The sequence below is a fragment of the Phyllobacterium zundukense genome (assembly GCF_025452195.1).
Taxonomy (GTDB): domain Bacteria; phylum Pseudomonadota; class Alphaproteobacteria; order Rhizobiales; family Rhizobiaceae; genus Phyllobacterium; species Phyllobacterium zundukense_A.
In genome coordinates this window covers 675,490-694,888 of record NZ_CP104972.1, presented here as the reverse complement: position 1 = coordinate 694,888, position 19,399 = coordinate 675,490, and the positions used below count along the sequence as shown (strand labels likewise).

Below are 19,399 nucleotides of genomic sequence, written 5' to 3'. Positions count from 1 at the left end.
TGAAGAGCGCGGTTTAACCGGACTCTCATTTTTGGATTATTGAATCGTATCCAGCATCTTGTAGTAAAGGCCGACCAGCGGCAGGAACCAGGGCTTGCCGGAATAGCCTGGAATAGCCGGCCAAGCGAGATCGGCAACCGGATTGCAGTCGCCGCGGCCAAGAATGGCATCGGCCAGATGGATGCCCATCTGCGTCGATATCTGGGCACCGTGGCCGGAATAGCCCATTGCATACCACACGCCATCGGCGAAGCCCGCACGCGGATAGCGGTCCTGCGTCATATCCACGAGACCGCCCCAGCAATAATCGATTTCGACATTGGCCAGATGCGGAAAAATCCTGACAAGATTTGCGCGAAGGATTGCGCCGCTTCTGGCATCGGAACGCTGGTCGGATGTGGTGGAAAAGCGGGCACGGCCACCAAAGATGACGCGGTTGTCCGGCGCCAGCCGGAAGTAGTTGCCGATATTCATCGACGTCACATAGGTGCGGTTGCCCGGCAGGGTGACTGCGATTTCGCTTTCCGTCAGTGGCCGCGTCGCAATGATAAAGCTGCCGACAGGGATGATGCGTTTGCGAAAATAGGGAAAACTATCAGTCGTATAGGCGCCTGTTGCGAGGATAATATTGTCAGCCGTAGTCGTGCCGCTTGATGTTATGAGTTGATTAAGACCATTGACGTTCCTGCGTTCGATCACGGGTGTGTTTTCAAAGATCGCCGCGCCTTGGCGTACTGCGGCTGTCGCAAGTCCGGTAACGTAGCGGCCCATATGCATCATGGCGCTTTTCCTGGAAAGCATCGCACCATGGAAGCCGCTGGACCCGACTTCGCCTGCAAGCTCATCGCGGCGCAGTAAAGCTGTGTCAGGATCGATTTCCGCGTGAATGGCCTCGAAATTGCGTGCCAGACCATCGAAATGGGCTGGTTTGGACGCAAGCTTCAACTTGCCGGCACGGCGGAAGGAGCAGTCGATATTCTCCTCCCGTACAATCCGTTCGATCGTATCGATCGAGTCGTCAAAAGCCTTGTAGAGTGTCTTGGCGCGCTCTGCGCCAAGGTGCTGTTTTGCCGCAATGAAGCTGTGGGCGAGGCCATTGTTGAGATGACCGCCATTGCGCCCCGATGCACCGGAACCGACGAGAGATGCTTCGAAGACCGCGACGCGCGCGCCACCCTTGGCAAGGTGCAACGCAGCAGAAAGTCCGGTGAAGCCCCCGCCGATGACGGCGATGTCATAGTGTCCTTCCGGGGAGCGCTGCTCCGCTTGTGTGAAAGGCGGTGTAGTATCGTGCCAATAGGGCTTGAATTGCATTTTGCCTCGCGATGATAGCGCATTTCCGAAACTGGAATTACAAATAAATGCGCGCAAATACGATTGTTGGAGCGCCATTTAACAAATCAGATCGAACCGCGCGCTCTAAAGCCCGAGGGCGCCGGCCAAACCGGAGATGCCCTTGATTTCGGTATAGCCGTAATAGGGATTCGCAGGCTCATGGCCGCGATTGACCCAGATCTTGTTCTTGATGCCTAAATCATGAGCCGACATCAAATCATAACGAAATGATGAGGAAACATGAAGAATGTCTTCCGGACCGGCGTTGAGCTGATCCAGCATATATTCGAAAGCCCTCAAGCGCGGTTTGTACGCTTGTGCCTGTTGTGCAGTGTAAACAGCATGGAACGGAGCGCCGAGCTTTTCAACGTTCGAGTGGATTTGTTCATTCATTGCATTTGAAAGAATGACGAGGGGAATTTCCTTCGCGACCGTGGCAAGACCCGCTGGTACGTCCGGGTGCGGACCCCAGGTCGGAACCTTCTCATAGACCTTGCGTGCGTCTTCTTCATGGAATCTGACACGGTTTTTCTTGCAGGTCCGTTCAATCGCATTGTGAACGACTTCACTGTAAGGTTTCCACTCGCCGAGGATTTCGTCCAAGCGATAGGCGGCAAAATCCTTTACAAACTGCTGCATGCGTTCTTCGTCAACCTCGTCGCAATAGAGGTCGCGCGCGGCTTCCGCCATTTGGAAATTGGTCAGCGTACCGTAGCAATCGAAAGTAATGTATTTCGGTCTAAATTGGGTCATGCTCTGATCCTCCTAAGCATTGCAGGCACGGCTGTGCCGTTCACAAGCATCATAATGAGTGGTGAACGGACTAATCACTGCATTCATATCGGCACAAAGCAGATTGTTTCGTATCCGGTCAAAGCTTTGGCAGAGAGTTTTGTCGGGTGATTGTCGATGGGAGCTTTGCAGCTGAGTTCGGCAGCGGTTTGGCCATGGTCACGGCATAACATGCGGCGGCAGTGCAAAAGGACAGTGAAAACGCTCTGCCTAAACATACCGGTCGGGATGAACTGCTGCTTAAGGCATCTTAATCTGAGTCTATGACGAACCATGCCGGAACCAGCTATGAACGCATCACAAATTATTTTTGGAACAATGACGCAAGACCATCTCGGTGAAGCTGTTGCCCTGTCTGCTCAAGCAGGTTGGCCGCATCGCCGCGAAGATTGGGCGCTGGTACTGGCTTTGAGCAATGGCGTGGTCGCGCTTGAAGACGGCCGTGTGGTTGGGACCGCAATGACCACGCTTTTCGGTGGCGATACCGCGACCATCAATATGGTTATCGTCGATGAGAGCATGCGCGGACGCGGGTTGGGCCGCAAGCTGATGCAGACCGCTCTCGAAGCTGCTGATAAACGCATCTGCCTTCTGATTGCAACGCAGGAGGGGCTGCCTCTTTATGAGAAGCTCGGCTTCGTCGCGACTGGCGAGATCGTTCAGCATCAGGGTGCGGTATCGGGGGTGGACGCGCCGGACAATGTATCGTGGGCAACGCCTGAAGATTTCGCTCATTTCATTGTTCTGGATCGGTTGGCAGCGGGACATGACCGTTGTGAACTCATGCGGCTTCTGGTTGAACGGGCCCAATTTGCAGTCGTTCGCACTGATGGTGCGGTGAATGCATTTGCAGCAATCCGCGCATTTGGACGCGGGTTTGCTATCGGCCCGGTTGTTGCGAGCAACGACACCGACGCACGGGCGCTGATCGGTTTCCTGCTCTCACACCACATGGGGGAGTTTGTCCGCGTCGACACGCACATCTCGACAAATCTGGCGAAATGGCTAGCTCAACGCGGGCTCGACCATGTTGGTGGCGGTATATCCATGCGCCGAGCCGCAAACATCCAGCAAGAAAACAGAATCGCGTCGCCATATCGAACCTATGCCCTTGTAAATCAGGCACTGGGTTGAGCCGCAAAAGACTAGTTGATTGGAGAATATCATGCTGAGCAATTCCTTGATCGAATTTGATCGCGCCCATCTGGTGCATCCGGTTTCGTCCTATCGCAGCCACGAAGCTGCGGGTGTGCGTATTTTGAAGTCGGGCAAAGGGGCTACGGTCACTGATGCCTCCGGCCACACCCTGCTCGATGGCTTCGCGGGCCTTTGGTGTGTCAATGCCGGTTATGGTCAGGACAGCATCGTCGAGGCGGCCACGAAGCAGTTGCGCGAGCTTCCCTACGCTACGGGCTATTTTGGTTTGGGATCAGAACCGGGCATTCGTCTCGCGGCCGAACTGGCTGACCGCGCACCAGGCGATCTCAATCATGTCTATTTTACGCTGGGCGGTTCTGATGCGATCGACAGCACGATCCGCTTTATTCGCTATTACTATCATGCCAGGGGCATACCGCAGAAAGACCAGTTTATCTCGGTTGAATATGGCTACCATGGTTCCTCTACAGCAGGTTCGGGCTTGACCGCCCTTGCAGCATTCCATGTGGGCTTCGGGGTGCCTTATGACTGGCAGCACAAAATCCCCTCGCATTATGCTTATCGCAACCCTGTCGGCCCGGATCCCCAGGCAATTATAAATGCCTCGGTTGCGGCGCTGCGTGCGAAAATTGAAGAACTTGGCGCGGAACGTGTAGCTGCTTTCTATGTCGAACCTATTCAGGGTTCAGGCGGTGTTCTAGTGCCACCAACTGGCTGGCTAAAGGCGATGCATGCAGTGTGCAAGGAGCACGATGTCCTTTTCGTCGCCGATGAGGTCATCACCGCGTTTGGTCGTACAGGTCCGCTTTTCGCCTGTGAGGAAGACGGTGTCGTACCGGACTTCATCACCACTGCCAAAGGCTTGACGTCCGGCTATATGCCAATGGGTGCCGTCTTAATGTCGGAGCACATCTATTCTACGATTGCGGATGGTGCGGGTAAAGCAGCAGTTGGCCACGGCTATACCTATTCAGCGCATCCGGTCAGTGCTGCGGTTGGTCTTGAATGTCTGCGCCTTTATGAGGCCGGGTTGCTCGACAATGGCCGCAAGGCAGGAAAGCGTTTGCTAGCCGGGCTCCGATCACTTGTTGATCATCCGCTGGTCGGCGATGTGCGCGGGCGTGGCATGCTGGCCGCAATCGAATTGGTGACCGACAAGGAACGCAAAACGCCGCTGCCGGCAACTGCCGATCCAGCACGGCGTATTTTTGACCGCGCCTGGGACAATGGCCTTGTCATTCGCGCCTTTGCCAATGGTGTGCTGGGCTATGCACCGCCGCTTTGCTGCACGGATGAAGACATTGATGCCATTATCGAGCGCACTCGCCTCACGCTGGACCAAACGCTGGCGGATAATGATGTGCGCGCGGAAATGAAGGGATGAGAGAACGAGAAACAGTAGGAGATGATGCTATGGATTTCGTGAATCCCCGAAATTCGCAATTTTATGCTGCCGTTCCGGACCGATTCAGCGCAATTTATGCGCACCTCCGTAACACACTGCCATAGCTGTTAAAGGTCAGATCCAATGGATCGCGCTGGGATGTATCGACAATTATTCCCGCAGCTGCTGGACTCTCCTTTGATACGCACAAGCTGCGTTGGCCGACACTGCAAGAGGTATTTTTAACAACTGACCATCTGAAAGATTGGTGTAACCGGTGACCATAAGCCGGCGCCCGACACAACCAACAAGGGGAACTGCAATGAGCGAGAAGATAACCAACTGGACTTCTTCCGACCACCGGATGATTGAAAATGCAATTGGCCGCGGAGCGAACCGACGCGAACTGCTCCAAATGATGATGATGGGCGGTGTGGCAGCAGTAGCCGGTGCTTCTGTTTTCGCGCGTGCTACTTCTGCACTGGCAGCAACCCCTGTGAAAGGCGGCTTTATCAAGGCCGCGGGTTTCAGCACATCCACTGCAGATACGCTTGATCCCGCCAAGGCATCAAATGCGACGGATTACGTTCGTTGCTGCGCGTTTTACAACCGCCTGACCTTTCTTGATGGCCAAGGCCAGACCCAGATGGAACTCGCGGAGAGTATTGAGACCGCTGATGCCAAGGCCTGGACTGTCAAGCTGCGCAAGGGTGTGACTTTTCATGACGGCAAGTCACTCACTGCTGATGACGTCGTCTTTTCGCTAAAGCGCCACCTTGATCCGGCCGTCGGGTCCAAAGTCAATGCGCTGGCCAAACAGATTACCGACGCAAAGAAGATCAATGACACGACCGTTGAGATTACGCTGGAAAGCGCAAACGCAGACCTTCCGACCATTCTTGCGATGCACCATTTCATGATCGTGGCCAACGGCACGACTGACTTCTCCAAGGGAAACGGCACGGGGCCGTTCGTCTGCAAGGAGTTTCAGCCCGGCGTTCGTTCGATGGCATCGCGCAATGAGAACTATTGGAAAGACAACGGTCCCTATCTTGATTCCTTCGAGTTCTTCGCAATTTCAGACGAATCCGCCCGCATGAACGCGGTCCTCTCGGGCGACATTCAACTGGCTGCCAACCTCAATCCGCGCTCGCTGCGGGTTCTTGAGAACAATCCGGCGGCAAAACTCTTCATTTCCAAGCTGGGCACCTACACCAATCTGAATGTGCGGCTTGATATGGCGCCCGGCAACAAGGCTGGCGTTGCGGAAGCTTTCAAATATCTCACCAATCGCGAAGTTATCCAGAAATCGGTGTTGCGTGGACTGGCGGAAATTGCAAACGATCATCCCATTCCGAATACCAACAAATACTTCAACGCCGAACTCAAACAGCGCGAGTACGACCCAGAGCGCGCCAAATCATTGCTTGAAAAGGCCGGCGTGCTCGGTCAGGAAATTCATATCACCGCAGCGGAAGCTGCCTCTTCATCGCTCGATTATGCGATGGTACTGCAGCAGGCAGCTTCATCCATAGGCCAGAAGGTTGTTATCGATCGCGTGCCCTCGGATGGATATTGGTCGAACCATTGGCTAAAAGACGCCGTGCACTATGGCAATATCAATGCACGTCCAACTCCCGACATTCTTTTCTCGCTGCTCTATAAGTCGGACGCGCCCTGGAACGAAAGCCAGTACAAGTCTGATAAGTTCGATTCTATGCTGCTTGAGGCGCGCGGTATGTTGGACGAAGCGAAACGCCAGGAAATCTACGGCGAGATGCAGGCCTTGATTTCCAACGAAGCAGGGACTGTCATTCCTGTGTTCATGTCGAATGTTGACGCGATTTCGCCAAAACTGCAGGGCCTTGAGCCAAATCCGCTCGGCGGCATGATGGGCTACACATTTGCCGAGCACGCCTGGCTGGAAGCCTGACTATTTCTTTGTTTGGCCCGGGCAAATCACTGACTTTGTCCGGGCGATATTTTCCCCAAGTTGCGGACTGGTGCATGATCATGAAGTCCCCATTGCTCAATATTATCATCAAGCGCCTGGTAGTTGCAGTCGTTACGCTTCTCATTGTCGCGTTCACGATTTTCTTTGCGACCGAGATGCTGCCGGGTGATGTGGCAGAAATCTTGCTGGGGCAGGCGGCTACTCCAGAAGCGGTCGCCGGACTTCGTCATGCGATGAATCTTGATCAGCCCGCATTTTTTCGCTTCCTTTACTGGCTCGGACACCTGTTGAGGGGCGAACTGGGGGTATCTTATGTCAACAATGTTCCCATCGCTGATCTGATCGGCGGGAGATTGGTGAACTCGCTCAAGCTTGCTAGCGTCACAGCTGCCATTTCGGTTCCAGTTGCACTGTTTCTCGGTATTACTGCCGCTATCATGCGCGGCACTTTCTATGACCGCGCTGTCTCGATCATTACAATTGCGGTGATTTCCGTGCCAGAATTCATGGTGGCAACAATCGCAGTCATCGTTTTCGCGGTCTATCTCGGCTGGCTACCCGCACTCTCCATGGCCAATGAGGTCACGTCGCTTTCCGGCCTGTTGAAGGTATTCGCCATGCCGGTCATTACATTGAGTTTTGTGATTTCCGCGCAGATGATCCGCATGACACGGGCCGCGGTTCTGGAAACGCTGGATACGTCCTATGTGGAAATGGCCTTGCTCAAAGGCGCCTCGCGGTTCCGGATGGTAATCGTCCATGCGCTGCCCAATGCGCTGGGGCCTATCGTCAACGCCGTCGCGCTTTCGCTTTCCTACCTGCTTGGCGGCGTCATCATTGTGGAAACCATCTTCAACTATCCCGGCATTGCCAAGCTGATGCTCGATGCAGTGGCAACGCGCGACCTGCCCTTGATTCAAACCTGCGCGATGATCTTTTGCTTTGGTTATCTCCTGCTTATCACGATAGCGGATCTGATTGCCATCGTCTCCAACCCGAGGCTTCGATAGCAATGTCCCCCATGACAAATCAACAGGCAACAAGGTCTGCATACTTCGGATACCGGATCAATCTGGTTGGCGCCATTTCTTTCCTCATCGTTCTGGCCTGGGCCCTTGTCGCCGTATTGGCTCCATGGATTGCGCCGCATCCGGTTGGTGAGATCGTCGATTTCGATTTCTTCGGCCCCACAAGCGCCCAGTTCCCGCTCGGCACCGACTATCTTGGACGAGACATGCTCTCGCGCATTATCTACGGGGCACGGTTCACGGTCGGGATTTCACTTGCGGCTGTTTTTCTGGCCTGCTTTGCTGGCGTTTTTTTGGGGATGATGGCCGCCGTGGTCGGTGGCTGGTTCGATTCTGCCCTCAGCCGCTTTCTGGATGCGCTGACCTCAATCCCAAGCAAGATTCTGGCTTTGGTAATTGTAGCCGGCGTAGGTTCGTCCATTCCGATTTTGATCGCGACTATGGCGGTTATTTACACGCCTGGCAGTTATCGCTTTGCGCGTGCATTGGCAATCAACATCAATGCGATGGACTACATTACCGTTGCAAGAGCGCGTGGCGAAAAGATGGGCTATCTGATCCGCTCGGAAATTCTGCCCGGGATTATTCGCCCTGTGCTCGCCGATTTTGGCTTGCGTTTTGTCTTCATCGTCCTGCTTCTGTCAAGCATGTCTTTCCTGGGACTGGGCGTGCAACCGCCTTTTGCTGACTGGGGTGCTTTGGTCAAGGAAAATATCGGTGGGCTAACCTTTGCAGCACCCGCCGTGGTGTTGCCCTCTATTGCCATTGCGAGCCTTACGATCAGCGTCAATCTGCTGATCGATAATCTTCCTCACAAGATCCGCGATCGGAGCGAGTAATGGGCAATATTGTAGAGGTCAGCAATCTGCGCGTGGATGCAAAGACCGATTCCGGGCGCAAGGTGGAAATCATCAGGGACGTCAGTTTTGATATTGCAGGAGGCGAAATCGTAGCGCTTATCGGCGAGAGCGGTTCGGGCAAAACGACGATTGCGCTCTCCCTGATGGGTTACACGCGACCCGGCTGTCGAATCGTGAGCGGCACTATAGCCATAGGCGGACAGGATATAGTCAATCTTTCGGAGCGGCAAAGAGCACGAAAGCGTGGCACGGAAGTCTCCTACGTTCCTCAAAGTGCGGCGGCGTCCTTCAATCCCGCGCATCGGATCATGGAACAGGTCATCGAAGTGGCGAAAATCCATCACCTTATGCCGATGAACCAGGCGCGCAAAAAGGCGATTGCCCTGTTCAAGGCGCTAGCACTGCCAAACCCCGATACGATTGGTGATCGGTACCCCCATCAGGTATCAGGCGGGCAACTGCAGAGGCTTTCAGCGGCGATGGCGCTGATCGGTGACCCGAGGCTGGTGATTTTTGACGAGCCAACGACGGCACTTGACGTGACGACCCAGATTGAGGTTCTGCGCGCGTTCAAGTCAGTCATGAAAAAGCACGGCATTTCCGGTGTATACGTCTCCCACGATCTGGCGGTTGTTGCCCAGATTGCCGACCGCATTGTCGTTCTGAAAAACGGCGAAGTGCAGGAAGCCGGCAGTACCCGCGATATTCTTCACAACCCGCAGCACCCTTATACCAAGGAACTTGTGGCCGCATTTGAACCAGCCCTGTATGCACGCCCGAAAATGGTCGAGGTCGAGAAGCCAGCACCACTTCTGGTGGTCGACAATGTCGTTGCGGGCTATGGCATGGTTGGAGGTTCAGGTGATCCTGCGATGATCGCCGTCGATAATGTCAGCCTGCAACTCGCGCGAGGCAGGAACCTGGGCATTATTGGTGAATCCGGCTGCGGAAAATCTACGCTTGCACGCGTCATCGCGGGCATTTTGCCTGCTGCTCGCGGCCAGATACACTTTGACGGTGCGGAGATGCCGAGCGACTTGCGCAGGCGCAGCCGCGATCAGTTGCGCGAACTACAAATTGTTTTCCAGTCTGCGGATACGGCGCTTAATCCGTTCAAATCCACTGCTGAAATCCTGGCTCGTCCGCTGTCGTTCTATCATGGGATGGACAGAAAAAGCCGTGAAGCGCGAATTGATCAGCTTCTCGATATGGTGCGCCTTCCACGAACTCTGCGTTATCGGCGTCCCGGCGAATTATCGGGTGGTCAAAAGCAGCGTGTCAACCTGGCGCGCGCGCTGGCGGCGGATCCCAAACTTATTCTTTGCGATGAAATCACATCCGCCCTCGACACCGTTGTTGCAGCAGCGATCATCGATCTCCTGAAGGAATTGCAGCGTGAACTTAATTTATCCTATCTTTTTATCAGCCACGATCTCTCCACCGTCCGGGCCATTTGCGATGAAGTCGTGGTCATGTATGCGGGGAGGAAGGTCGAACAATTGAGCCCGGGCATGATGGGCAGCAGCGCGAGCCATCCTTATTCGCGGCTCCTGTTTTCTTCAGTACCTAAGCTAGACCCGCGCTGGTTGGACAGTCTGGAACAGGATCCCGACCTGGTGCGGGAGTTTACCAGAAACTGATATACCGTGGCAGATTTCGAGCAGAGGCAAACGATGTTGCAATAGCCGCCTTTGACGGTTTCCATCTACTCAGTGAAGATCGCATCCAAGGGAAGATGAGCTTTCACAATAGGGGATTTGAGCACGACAAAACTGAAATATTTGTCTATGCCGATATCCATGTCGATGAGACGTTCCATAATGGTCTGATATTCAACGATCCCCGGGGTGACGAATTTCATAAGGTAATCGTAACCACCGGAAACCAGGTGACACTCGATGACCGAATCGACCTTTGCGACCGTGGTAAGAAATCGTGCAAAGTCGGTCTGGCGATGGTTCTTTAGCGTGATCTCGGTGAATACCGTCAGTGTCTGACCAAGTTTTGAAACGTCGATCTGCGCTGAATAACCCGTGATATAGCCTTCTGACTGGAGCCTCTTTACCCGCATCAGGCAGGGACTGGGAGAAAGATTGACGAGTTCGGCAAGCTCGACATTGGTGATCCGTCCGTTCTTTTGCATCTGGGATAGAATTTTAATATCTATTTTGTCCAGCTTCATGGAGATACCAATCAGTTAGTACTGTGAGAAAAGAATATCGTCTTTTTCATTCTATGCTGCAATCGCTTCAGGCCGTTTTATGATATTCAGTTCAGGTGCGATGCAGGCCTTGATTGCATGCAATAATCGCCTGCTAAAGGCACGCCAAACCACAGGAAATTCTGTTTAAGATCAAACTCCGAAGCATGACTCGGCGCTCACCGCGTTAGGATGCAGAAACACCGGGAGTTGTACCCATGCCTGCGCCCCTATTGCATATTGAGACCAGCGCGACTTTACCCGCAGAGGCGGATGTTGTCGTCATAGGCGGCGGCGTTATTGGTGTATTTACAGCCTATTACCTTGCCCGCAGCGGTGTGAAGGTTGCCCTCTTAGAAAAGGGAAGAATTGCTGCCGAGCAGTCGAGCCGCAACTGGGGCTGGTGTCGTCAACAGAACCGCGATGCGCGAGAACTGCCGATGGCCACTAGAAGTCTTGAGTTGTGGGATAAGATTGCTGAGGAAACCGGCGAGGATACGGGTTTTCGCAGATGCGGGCTGCTCTATCTTTCGCAGGATGAAGCTGAAATAGCCAGCTGGGCGAAATGGCGTGATTTTGCAAAAACTGTTGGTGTCGAGACACATATGCTGAGCGCGGCAGAAGCTGCCGAACGCAGCACAACAACGGCAAACTTATGGAAAGGTGGTGTCTTCTCGCCAACTGACGGAGTCGCTGATCCGTCGAGAGCCGTTCCGGTTGTTGCAAGGGGCATCATGGCGGCTGGAGGCACAGTGCATCAGAATTGCGCGGCCCGCGGTTTGGAACTGAGTGCAGGACGGGTGACCGGCGTGGTCACAGAAGCCGGAGTGATCCGCACCAAGACGGTGGTAATGGCTGGTGGCGCGTGGGCTTCGTCCTTCTGTAACCAGGTGGGCATTCGCTTTCCACAGGCGGCCGTTCGTGCTTCTATTCTTTCTGTCGCGCCCGGGGCGATTGACTTGCCTGATGCATTACACACATCGCAAGTATCGATAACTCGCCGCATGGATGGAGGATATACTCTGGCGATCAGCGGGCGGGCGCGAGTAGACACAACACCCCAGCAATTGCGGTTCAGCCGCGAGTTCGTTCCCATGTTCATCCGCCGCTGGCGCAGCCTTGCGCCCGGTGGGCTTGGCGGCTGGTGTGAGGGACATGAAACGTTGAAAAAGTGGTCGCTCGATGACATCACTCCGATGGAAAAGAATCGTATTCTTGACCCGAAGCCTGATGAAGGACAGATCCGCCTTACCTATCAAAGAGCGCAGAAACTATTACCGGAATTAGCCAAGTTTCCGATTGCCCACCGCTGGGCGGGATATATTGATAGCACACCGGATGGTGTCCCTGCGATCGGAGAAATAGAGGCTGTACCAGGCTTTATTCTTGCAGCTGGATTCAGCGGTCATGGTTTTGGGATAGGCCCTGGTGCCGGTCATATGATAGCCGACCTGATCACAGGCCGTTCACCGCTAGTCGATCCAACTCCCTACAGGCCGGAGCGCTTAAACCGCAGCGCATGGGGAAATGTCGCTGATTTCTAGACGTTGTTCGCGATTACAACGCTCGTCCCGTCTAGATACATCAGAGCGGATTTTCAGCGAATGAGAAGCCCAAAATCACACGACAGCATTCTTGCACCCAAAGGGCGGCCGCACCGCCCTACTTATAAAGCGCGTAGTGCGGTTGCCGGGCCAGTGATCAGCGGAAGATCGAAGATTAAATCAGGCTTCTTGCCGGGTGCGTTAGCCAACACCCGCGACTATAAGCTTGGTCTTCTGCCTGGTGAATCCGTTCCTTGATGAGCCATGACGCGAAACCGTCGACGATCGGGCGGATCTTTTCGTGTCAGATGGCGCACTGGGCAGACCGGCTCGCTGCCATGGCATGTCACCGTGAGCGCATGCACATCTGTCCGGTCTTCATCTTTCGTTACTCTCAGCAACTTTGTATATCTCAGCAAGGTCGCATAAGTCCCAGTTCCCTCCAGTCAACACCGCGCAAACCTTTTCGTCCGGTCTGACTTTTATGGAGCCGGCCAACAAAGCGCCAATACCAATCGAGGCGGCCGGTTCAGCGATTAATTTTGCATCGTTGGCAAGAGTACGCATACCTGCGATGATATGTTCGTCGTCAACAAGAATAATCTCATCCACATACTTTTCAATTATAGGATAGGGGTTTTTACCCGGAACACTTATTCTCAAGCCATCGGCAATGGTATCTTTTAAGGGAAACGACGTACGTTCTTTATTTATCCGGCTGTGAAAATACTTCGGTGTTAAGGCAGGCTCTGCGCCTATAACGCGCACTGATGGTTTCGTTTCCTTGATAGCCGTCGCGATTCCCGAGATAAGGCCTCCGCCGCCGACGGGAATAATGACCGTATCCACATCTTCCAAGTCCTCCAGTATTTCGCACCCTATTGTTCCCTGGCCAGCCATTACCATGGGGTCCTCAAAACCGTGAATAGTCGCATATTTGTTTTCTTCAGCGATTTCGTAGACCCTCTTCCATCTGGCAGCAGTATCCCCATCAAAGAGAATGACTTCCGCGCCCAAAGCCTTTGTATTGGCAATCTTAATTTTTGGCGTGGTCACCGGGAGTACCAATATCACTTTTACGCCCAGCATCCTTGCCGCGTAAGAAAGCCCCTGGGCATGATTGCCCGACGATGAGGCAATGATGCCGTTTGCGATCTCTTCTCTTGGGAGCGAAAGTGCCTTGTTGAGAGCGCCGCGAATTTTAAATGCGCCAGTAATTTGCAAGGTTTCAGGTTTAAGATATAGCTGACAACCAACAACTTCCTCTATTTTTTCTGCTCGCAACAACGGCGTATGCCTGATGAGGGGTGCCAGCCTTTTCTGGGCTTCGCGAATGTCCTGTATTGTTGGGTAGTTGCGCATATTACCTGTCGCCCTTCAACTTCAAGAATCACGTTCCTCTGAACATAAGAGGACGCCTTGATCGATGTTAAATTTATTTTTTGGAACCAAGCTTCGGATTTGCTCGCAGTGTACTGCACACGCAGGGCCCTCTTGGTGGGAATTTTAAGAGCAACTTTACTGTGCGAAGTCTCTAAAATCGTTATCAAAGAACTCGAAGAAAGTTCCAATGTTTCTTTCTATTGCATTTCGATAAATTTTGATCGACGTTACATTGTCTTGTATGGCCATTCCTGTGGAGTCGAAAATGGTAACTTCTTCATCATTTTCTCTTCCTGGCTTTTTGCCCAGCAATATCTCGCCGATTTCTCCATGGATATCTTCTTTGGTGATGATATTTTTATTTAATGGATGCCACGTTTCGCCCTTTTCGGTGCACTGCGCAATTGAGTCAACGACTACTTTTGCATTCCTAAAAATCTCTGGACCCAGTTCTTGTTTACCTTGCTGATCTGTACCAATTGCAACAATGTGTGTACCGGGTTTCACCCATTCTGGTTCCACAAGCGACCCTTTTCCGCGGGTCGTCGTAATCAGGATATCGGCCTGCTCAACCGCTTCTTTTTTGGAGTTTGCCATGATTACAGGAATGCCAAATTCGCTTTCAATATCCGTCTTGTATTTGGAGAGCGTTTCCGGGTTACGGTCCCATGCATGAATTTCTTCAATTTTCATAGTGTCGTTGATCATCCGGATTTGCATTCTTGCCTGATTTCCCGTCCCGATCGACGTAATTTTTTTTGCATTTTTCCTTGCCAGCGCTTTTACGGAAACGGCTCCAGACGCTCCTGTTCTGAGACCAGTGATCAAACTTCCATCCATAACGCAAATTAACGCACAACTCCTGGCATCAAGTAGCAGGATGGTCCCCATGCCACTGGGTACGCCGTGTGCTGTTGGATTGTTGATGAACCCTCCAGAGGATACTTTCATAGAGATCACTTCGTTGGCTTTGTAATAACCAACCTTGAAATCAATTTCCCCACGAGGCGAGGGGAGATGTATCCCGATATAGTCAGGTTGTTCCACCTGATCGCTGTTAAAGGCCTTGTATGCCTCTTCCACCGTACCGATGACTTCGCTAATGCAGATTAATCTGCTAACTTCCTCTCTTTTAAGCAGCAGCGTTTTCATGCATCACCTCTCTATTTTTAATTCGTACCTACGCCATACGCCCGCGGCCGAAAGCTTGACACTCTGCAGATATACTCGAGAGGCGCATGTTCAAACGTTGAGTAGGACACGTTGATCTGGGGCCGCCGGATCGACAAAACCGTGATCACGAAGATCAAGCGGGATTTGGTGCTCATGTTCATACGTCTCCGAGAATGCATTACCCGAATACGTGTGAGCATTATTGCATCGGGCACGCAGCAGAAAATGTCGAGTATTCCCCAAATACACACTTTGCATTGGTTTCCAGATCCGTCTGCGAAAGCTATTGCTAAAACCCTCTTTAACATGATGCCGCAGTCATTCGACGGCGGGTGCCATTCGGATTTTTCGAGACGGAAACGATTAAAATTCGGAGGGGGATGATGCAACTGGTGTAGAAGCTGGTTTCAAGATGGATATCCAGTCAATCCAGTTTCCGCCCTCATACCTTCCTTAACCTTGGGGAAGATCGATAGATCTCGGGAGTGGCGTTCCGTCGATCGCGACGTGACGTTCCTATACAGCAGACTATTCCATCCTTTTTATGCGCCAAGTGGCAGGTTCGTCGATTTCGGACGAAAATCTTAGCGATGGCAACGCCATTATCGGTTGGTTTCGTGATGTATGACAATATGCGCGGCGTCATCCAGGGGGCCCGGATGTATCTCGACTCGTCGGCCTCGGAGAGGACGAAACCTCGTTTGCAATGAGTGCGGTTCAAGAGCTTGCGCAAGACTGACTTCAGGAGATAAGCACAACACGACCCTGATAACCAGAATGTTCTCTGAATGAGGTCCAGTACGATCGAGCAGGTTGGTTAGTTTCGATTTGTATATTTGGCGGCGCAGACGCAGTTTTAGCTGCTGGCCTAGAAGCTGTCTTTTCAATACAAGTTTCAAGCAGACGTCATTTTCCGTTGATCCGCGACTGTAGAATCTATGGCACCAATCGAAATCGCTGAAAACCGGTCCTCATCGGCATTTTGACCATTGAAATGGGGCTGACGGTCTTAAGCAGCCCTTGGTTCGACTTCGATCGTTACATGTGACAGGTCATGAATATGAGAGAGTTTCTCGCGATAGGATGACGGCGCCTTCGGACGTTCGCTGACGAGTGACACGATGGCCCCGTGATGTCCGGGACCAAGTTGCCAGACGTGCAGGTCAGTGATTACGTCGCCTTCTTCTTCAAGCGCGGAGCGGATCTCTTCCGGTAAATCTTCGCTGGATGGCACATAGTCCAGGAGCACCGCGCCCGCATCTCGAATGAGGCCCCAAGACCATTTGGCGATGACAAGCGCACCGACAATGCCCACCGCCGGATCCAGCCACAACCAGCCATAGATGCTGCCGGTAACAAGGGCGGCAATAGCAAGAACCGAGGTCAAAGCGTCGGCGAGGACGTGCAGGTAGGCCGCCCGCAGATTGTTGTCATGACTATGTCCTTGGTGATGATATTGATGGTCAAGTCCATGGCTGTGGTGAGACTGGTCGTCGCGCAGCAGCCAGGCGCAAATGAGGTTGACAGTGAGACCGATCACAGCGACGGAGATTGCCTGCGGGAAGCTGATGGGAATGGGATTGGCAAGACGCACGAAACTCTCCCAACCGATCAACAGCGCTATCAGGGCAAGCACGACGGCACTGGCGAATGCGGCAAGATCGCCAAACTTACCCGTCCCGAAAGTGAAGCGTGGATTGCGAGCATTTTTGCGGGCATACAGATAAGCCAACGCCGCGATCAACATCGCGGCCGCATGCGTGGACATGTGCCAGCCGTCAGCGACGAGCGCCATCGAACCGAAGACGGTTCCTGCCACAATTTCCGCCACCATCATTGTCGCCGTCAAGGCGATGACCAACCATGTGCGGCGCTCGTTGCGCTCGTGATTGTCGCCAAGGAAAACGTGGTCGTGAGTACTTGTCTGCGCATGTGTTGTATCGTCATGGGTCATTTGAGATATTTCCTCACAACATCGATGAGTTCTGCGCTAGCCTGGGCACGCGCGGCATCCGAATCCTTATCGGGATCGACGACGTGCATGCGTATGTGGCCTTCGATTAGTTCCCCCATCAGGCCATTCACCGCACCCCGCACTGACGCGACAAGATTCAGGATATCGCCGCAGGGCACCTCGGCTTCCAGGGCTCGCTCCACCGCCTCCATCTGTCCCTTGAGGCGGCGGATGCGTCCGAGCAACTTGGCTTTCTCTTTTGCAGTATGCGACATAATATAGACCCCTACCCTATTTTTACTTTATAGGCAATCCGGGCCGGAAACCTCCATTTCAAATCCAATCTATCACTTCGACCTTGCCTTACCTTGATTTAATGTAATAACATTACATAGATGGTTGGGGATCCGAAGCCAGTCGCCAGTACCACCTGAAAGGAATGATTGAATGATCAGGAAACTACAGCTCACAATTGCACTGAGCGTCATAATATTTCTCCCCGCGTCTCCTTCAATGGCGGAGGAGGAAAAGCTCAATGTCATTGCGAGTTTTTCCATTCTTGGAGATTTTGCTCAAAAGGTCGGTGGCGATCGCATTGAACTGCGTACGCTCGTCGGTCCCGATGGCGACGCCCATGTCTATGAACCCAGGCCGTCGGACGCCATTGCCATGGCGAGTGCTGATGTGATCCTCGTCAACGGGCTGCAGCTCGAAGGATTTTTGCCTCGCCTGGTGGAAGCAAGCGGAACATCGGCGATGGTCGTCGAAGCAACCAGGGATGCCGAAATCCTGAGAGATCCGCATGGCGGGCATTATCACTACTATGGCGACAAGGCCGTCTTTCATGAAGCGCCATTCGACCCACACGCATGGCAATCTGTCCGCAACGCAAAAATCTATGTTAAAAACATTGCCGACGCCTTTTGCAAGGCCGATACCGAAGGCTGCGATGCCTACAAGTCTAACGCAACCGCCTATCGGGCCGAATTGACCAAACTCGATGCTGATATCCAGCAGGCGGTCGCCGCGATCCCGCAAGACAGACGCGTAGTGGTCGTTGGCCATAACGCATTCCGGTACTTCGAGAACGCCTACGGAATAACATTCCTTTCGCCCCAAGGCATATCTACGGAATCTGAAGCCTCGGCGGCGGACCTGGCTGGCGTTGTTCGTGAGATCAAGGGGAAACGGGCGGCAGCGGTTTTTGCCGAGAACATCTCTGACCCACGACTGGTCGAACAGATCGCATCGGAGAGCGGCCTTGACGTGGGGGGCACACTCTATTCGGACGCTTTATCAGCCGCAGATGGGCCAGCGGCCTCCTATAAGGAGATGATGCGCCACAACGTCAATACGATCCGGGCGGCCACAAAGGCCGATTGACCAAGGATAACAACAGGCAGAAGTTCTTGATTGTTGTTATGTTATACCGTTAATAAAGGAGAGACCTATGAACCGACTAATTTTAAGCGCCTCGGCCCTGGCGCTGGCCGTCTTTATGAGCGGGGGTGCCGCGCTGGCCGACGATAATGAGGTGACTGCGTGGAGACTGTTTGTTTCCGATCACGCCGAACCCGTCGTCAACGTCATCGATGCGCTCGACGGCGCTAAACTCGACACCTTCAAGATCAAGGGGCCGGCCTCTCTCTATCGCACCGGCAGCGGTGAAACCGTCTTTGCGGTTCAGGGGTCAGCTGGCGTTGTATCGGCGATTTCCACGGGAATTGCGTTCCACGATCATGGCGATCATGGGGACATTGATGTTGATGATCCGAAGCTTCTGGGCGTGGAGATTTCGGGCAAGAAGCCCGGACACTTCGTCGAACAGCAGGGGAACGTTGCCCAGTGGTTCGACGGGGAGGGCACGGCAAGCATCTTCACCGAGAAGGGTGTTCTGGACGGCAAGTCGGAGGTGCGAAGTGCCGACGTCATGGCGCCTCACCACGGCGTCGCCGTTCCTTACGACAAAAATGCGGTCGTATCGATCCCGAATCCCGACGATGCTTCCAAGCGGCCAATCGGTGCGCGGGTGGTTGATTTCGAGGGCAACACGGTCGGTGAAGACGTCGCTTGCCCTGGCTTGCACGGCTCGGCGGGTTCCGGCAGCATCTACGCTCTGGCCTGCAATACCGGCCTGCTTCTGATTACCCAAAACGGCGATACGCCATCCATCAGGCATCTGCCCTACGCATCCTCCCTTCCGGAAGGGAGTGCTTCCACGCTCATCGGCGGCAAGGGATTGCAGTACTTCGTCGGCAACTATGGCCCGGACCGCATTGTGCTGGTTGACCCATCCGAAGCCGATGGTGGCTTCAGACTGGTGCAGCTCCCGACACGTCGGGTGCATTTTGCTGTTGATCCCATCCGGGCGAAGTTTGCTTACGTCTTCACGGAAGACGGCCAGCTCCATCAGGTCGACATCCTGAAAGGCGAGATCGTTCATTCGCTTAAGCTGACCGAGCCTTACTCCATGGATGGTCACTGGAGCGATCCGCGGCCCCGTATTGCTGTCGCAGGCGATAATGTTGTCGTTACGGATCCTCTGAATAGCAAACTCCACCTGGTCAAAGCTGTGTCCTTCGAGAAGGCCGGCGAAATTGCGGTCGAAGGCAAGCCGTTCAACATCGTCGCAGT

At 53.5% G+C, this 19,399-nt stretch carries 15 protein-coding genes and 1 pseudogene; 9 read left to right on the top strand and 7 right to left on the bottom strand.

The genetic code is table 11. The annotated features are described in order from the left end of the window. Positions 1-36 precede the first annotated feature (36 nt). Both N8E88_RS10900 and N8E88_RS10895 read right to left on the bottom strand, forming a co-directional pair. Positions 37-1,314, bottom strand: a complete 1,278-nt coding sequence (locus N8E88_RS10900; protein ID WP_262291756.1) for an NAD(P)/FAD-dependent oxidoreductase — start codon at positions 1,312-1,314, stop codon at positions 37-39. Positions 1,315-1,419: 105 nt separating this feature from the next. After that, entirely contained in the window at positions 1,420-2,088 is a 669-nt protein-coding gene (locus N8E88_RS10895) for a haloacid dehalogenase type II (RefSeq protein WP_262291755.1), read from the bottom strand. Between the two features lie 327 nt (positions 2,089-2,415). On the opposite strand from N8E88_RS10895, the gene N8E88_RS10890 reads away from it, so the two are divergent. The 6 genes from N8E88_RS10890 (at position 2,416) to N8E88_RS10865 (ending at position 10,151) form a co-directional block, all read left to right on the top strand. Continuing rightward, positions 2,416-3,261 (top strand): GNAT family N-acetyltransferase, encoded by an 846-nt coding sequence (locus tag N8E88_RS10890; RefSeq protein WP_262291754.1) that lies wholly within the window; start codon positions 2,416-2,418, stop codon positions 3,259-3,261. Positions 3,262-3,292: 31 nt separating this feature from the next. Then, positions 3,293-4,669 (top strand): aspartate aminotransferase family protein, encoded by a 1,377-nt coding sequence (locus N8E88_RS10885; RefSeq protein ID WP_262291753.1) that lies wholly within the window; start codon positions 3,293-3,295, stop codon positions 4,667-4,669. 322 nt (positions 4,670-4,991) lie between these two features. Then, on the top strand, positions 4,992-6,602 hold the full coding sequence (locus tag N8E88_RS10880) for an ABC transporter substrate-binding protein (RefSeq protein WP_262291752.1): 1,611 nt from the start codon (positions 4,992-4,994) through the stop codon (positions 6,600-6,602). Positions 6,603-6,682: 80 nt separating this feature from the next. Continuing rightward, positions 6,683-7,633, top strand: coding sequence for an ABC transporter permease (locus N8E88_RS10875; protein ID WP_262292414.1), 951 nt, complete (start codon positions 6,683-6,685; stop codon positions 7,631-7,633). 11 nt (positions 7,634-7,644) lie between these two features. Further along, positions 7,645-8,490, top strand: a complete 846-nt coding sequence (locus N8E88_RS10870) for an ABC transporter permease (protein WP_262291751.1) — start codon at positions 7,645-7,647, stop codon at positions 8,488-8,490. Continuing rightward, positions 8,490-10,151, top strand: a complete 1,662-nt coding sequence (locus tag N8E88_RS10865; protein ID WP_262291750.1) for an ABC transporter ATP-binding protein — start codon at positions 8,490-8,492, stop codon at positions 10,149-10,151. Before N8E88_RS10870 ends, N8E88_RS10865 begins: the two co-directional genes overlap by 1 nt. A gap of 65 nt (positions 10,152-10,216) precedes the next feature. On the opposite strand, the gene N8E88_RS10860 is transcribed toward N8E88_RS10865, so the two are convergent. Continuing rightward, positions 10,217-10,693, bottom strand: coding sequence for an Lrp/AsnC family transcriptional regulator (locus tag N8E88_RS10860; RefSeq protein WP_262291749.1), 477 nt, complete (start codon positions 10,691-10,693; stop codon positions 10,217-10,219). A gap of 236 nt (positions 10,694-10,929) precedes the next feature. On the opposite strand from N8E88_RS10860, the gene N8E88_RS10855 reads away from it, so the two are divergent. After that, positions 10,930-12,255: an NAD(P)/FAD-dependent oxidoreductase gene (locus N8E88_RS10855; RefSeq protein WP_262291748.1), complete on the top strand. Its 1,326-nt coding sequence runs from the start codon at positions 10,930-10,932 to the stop codon at positions 12,253-12,255. A gap of 378 nt (positions 12,256-12,633) precedes the next feature. Here N8E88_RS10855 and N8E88_RS10850 read toward each other — a convergent pair whose 3' ends face one another. The 4 genes from N8E88_RS10850 to N8E88_RS10835 form a co-directional block, all read right to left on the bottom strand. Then, positions 12,634-13,617 (bottom strand): threonine/serine dehydratase family protein, encoded by a 984-nt coding sequence (locus N8E88_RS10850; RefSeq protein ID WP_262291747.1) that lies wholly within the window; start codon positions 13,615-13,617, stop codon positions 12,634-12,636. A 156-nt stretch (positions 13,618-13,773) separates the two neighbouring features. Then, a complete protein-coding gene (locus N8E88_RS10845; RefSeq protein WP_262291746.1) occupies positions 13,774-14,790 on the bottom strand; it encodes an ornithine cyclodeaminase family protein in 1,017 nt (338 codons plus the stop codon). Between the two features lie 1,030 nt (positions 14,791-15,820). Continuing rightward, the gene (gene dmeF / locus N8E88_RS10840) at positions 15,821-16,765 is read right to left on the bottom strand and encodes a CDF family Co(II)/Ni(II) efflux transporter DmeF (RefSeq protein WP_262291745.1); all 945 of its coding nucleotides are present in this window, start codon (positions 16,763-16,765) and stop codon (positions 15,821-15,823) included. Beyond that, positions 16,762-17,040 carry a metal/formaldehyde-sensitive transcriptional repressor gene (locus N8E88_RS10835; protein ID WP_262291744.1) on the bottom strand — a complete coding sequence of 93 codons (279 nt, stop codon included), beginning with the start codon at positions 17,038-17,040 and terminating at the stop codon, positions 16,762-16,764. Before N8E88_RS10835 ends, dmeF begins: the two co-directional genes overlap by 4 nt. Before the next feature lie 238 nt (positions 17,041-17,278). Here N8E88_RS10835 and aztC point away from each other — a divergent pair, with 238 nt between their 5' ends. Both aztC and aztD read left to right on the top strand, forming a co-directional pair. Further along, complete coding sequence (gene aztC / locus N8E88_RS10830; RefSeq protein WP_410010595.1) at positions 17,279-18,148, top strand: zinc ABC transporter substrate-binding protein AztC; 870 nt, start codon at positions 17,279-17,281, stop codon at positions 18,146-18,148. Positions 18,149-18,215: 67 nt separating this feature from the next. Further along, positions 18,216-19,346: pseudogene (aztD, locus tag N8E88_RS10825) on the top strand (zinc metallochaperone AztD); the annotation flags it as partial. Positions 19,347-19,399 lie beyond the last annotated feature (53 nt).

Excerpts from the sequence above, each read along its gene's own strand:
- N8E88_RS10900 (WP_262291756.1), bottom strand. The coding sequence starts at position 1,314 with ATGCAATTCAAGCCCTATTGGCACGATACTACACCGCCTTTCACACAA.
- N8E88_RS10855 (WP_262291748.1), top strand. The coding sequence starts at position 10,930 with ATGCCTGCGCCCCTATTGCATATTGAGACCAGCGCGACTTTACCCGCA.
- N8E88_RS10890 (WP_262291754.1), top strand. The coding sequence starts at position 2,416 with ATGAACGCATCACAAATTATTTTTGGAACAATGACGCAAGACCATCTC.
- N8E88_RS10870 (WP_262291751.1), top strand. The coding sequence starts at position 7,645 with ATGACAAATCAACAGGCAACAAGGTCTGCATACTTCGGATACCGGATC.
- N8E88_RS10895 (WP_262291755.1), bottom strand. The coding sequence starts at position 2,088 with ATGACCCAATTTAGACCGAAATACATTACTTTCGATTGCTACGGTACG.
- N8E88_RS10865 (WP_262291750.1), top strand. The coding sequence starts at position 8,490 with ATGGGCAATATTGTAGAGGTCAGCAATCTGCGCGTGGATGCAAAGACC.
- N8E88_RS10845 (WP_262291746.1), bottom strand. The coding sequence starts at position 14,790 with ATGAAAACGCTGCTGCTTAAAAGAGAGGAAGTTAGCAGATTAATCTGC.
- N8E88_RS10885 (WP_262291753.1), top strand. The coding sequence starts at position 3,293 with ATGCTGAGCAATTCCTTGATCGAATTTGATCGCGCCCATCTGGTGCAT.
- dmeF (WP_262291745.1), bottom strand. The coding sequence starts at position 16,765 with ATGACCCATGACGATACAACACATGCGCAGACAAGTACTCACGACCAC.
- N8E88_RS10835 (WP_262291744.1), bottom strand. The coding sequence starts at position 17,040 with ATGTCGCATACTGCAAAAGAGAAAGCCAAGTTGCTCGGACGCATCCGC.
- N8E88_RS10880 (WP_262291752.1), top strand. The coding sequence starts at position 4,992 with ATGAGCGAGAAGATAACCAACTGGACTTCTTCCGACCACCGGATGATT.
- N8E88_RS10875 (WP_262292414.1), top strand. The coding sequence starts at position 6,683 with ATGAAGTCCCCATTGCTCAATATTATCATCAAGCGCCTGGTAGTTGCA.
- N8E88_RS10850 (WP_262291747.1), bottom strand. The coding sequence starts at position 13,617 with ATGCGCAACTACCCAACAATACAGGACATTCGCGAAGCCCAGAAAAGG.
- aztC (WP_410010595.1), top strand. The coding sequence starts at position 17,279 with ATGGCGGAGGAGGAAAAGCTCAATGTCATTGCGAGTTTTTCCATTCTT.
- N8E88_RS10860 (WP_262291749.1), bottom strand. The coding sequence starts at position 10,693 with ATGAAGCTGGACAAAATAGATATTAAAATTCTATCCCAGATGCAAAAG.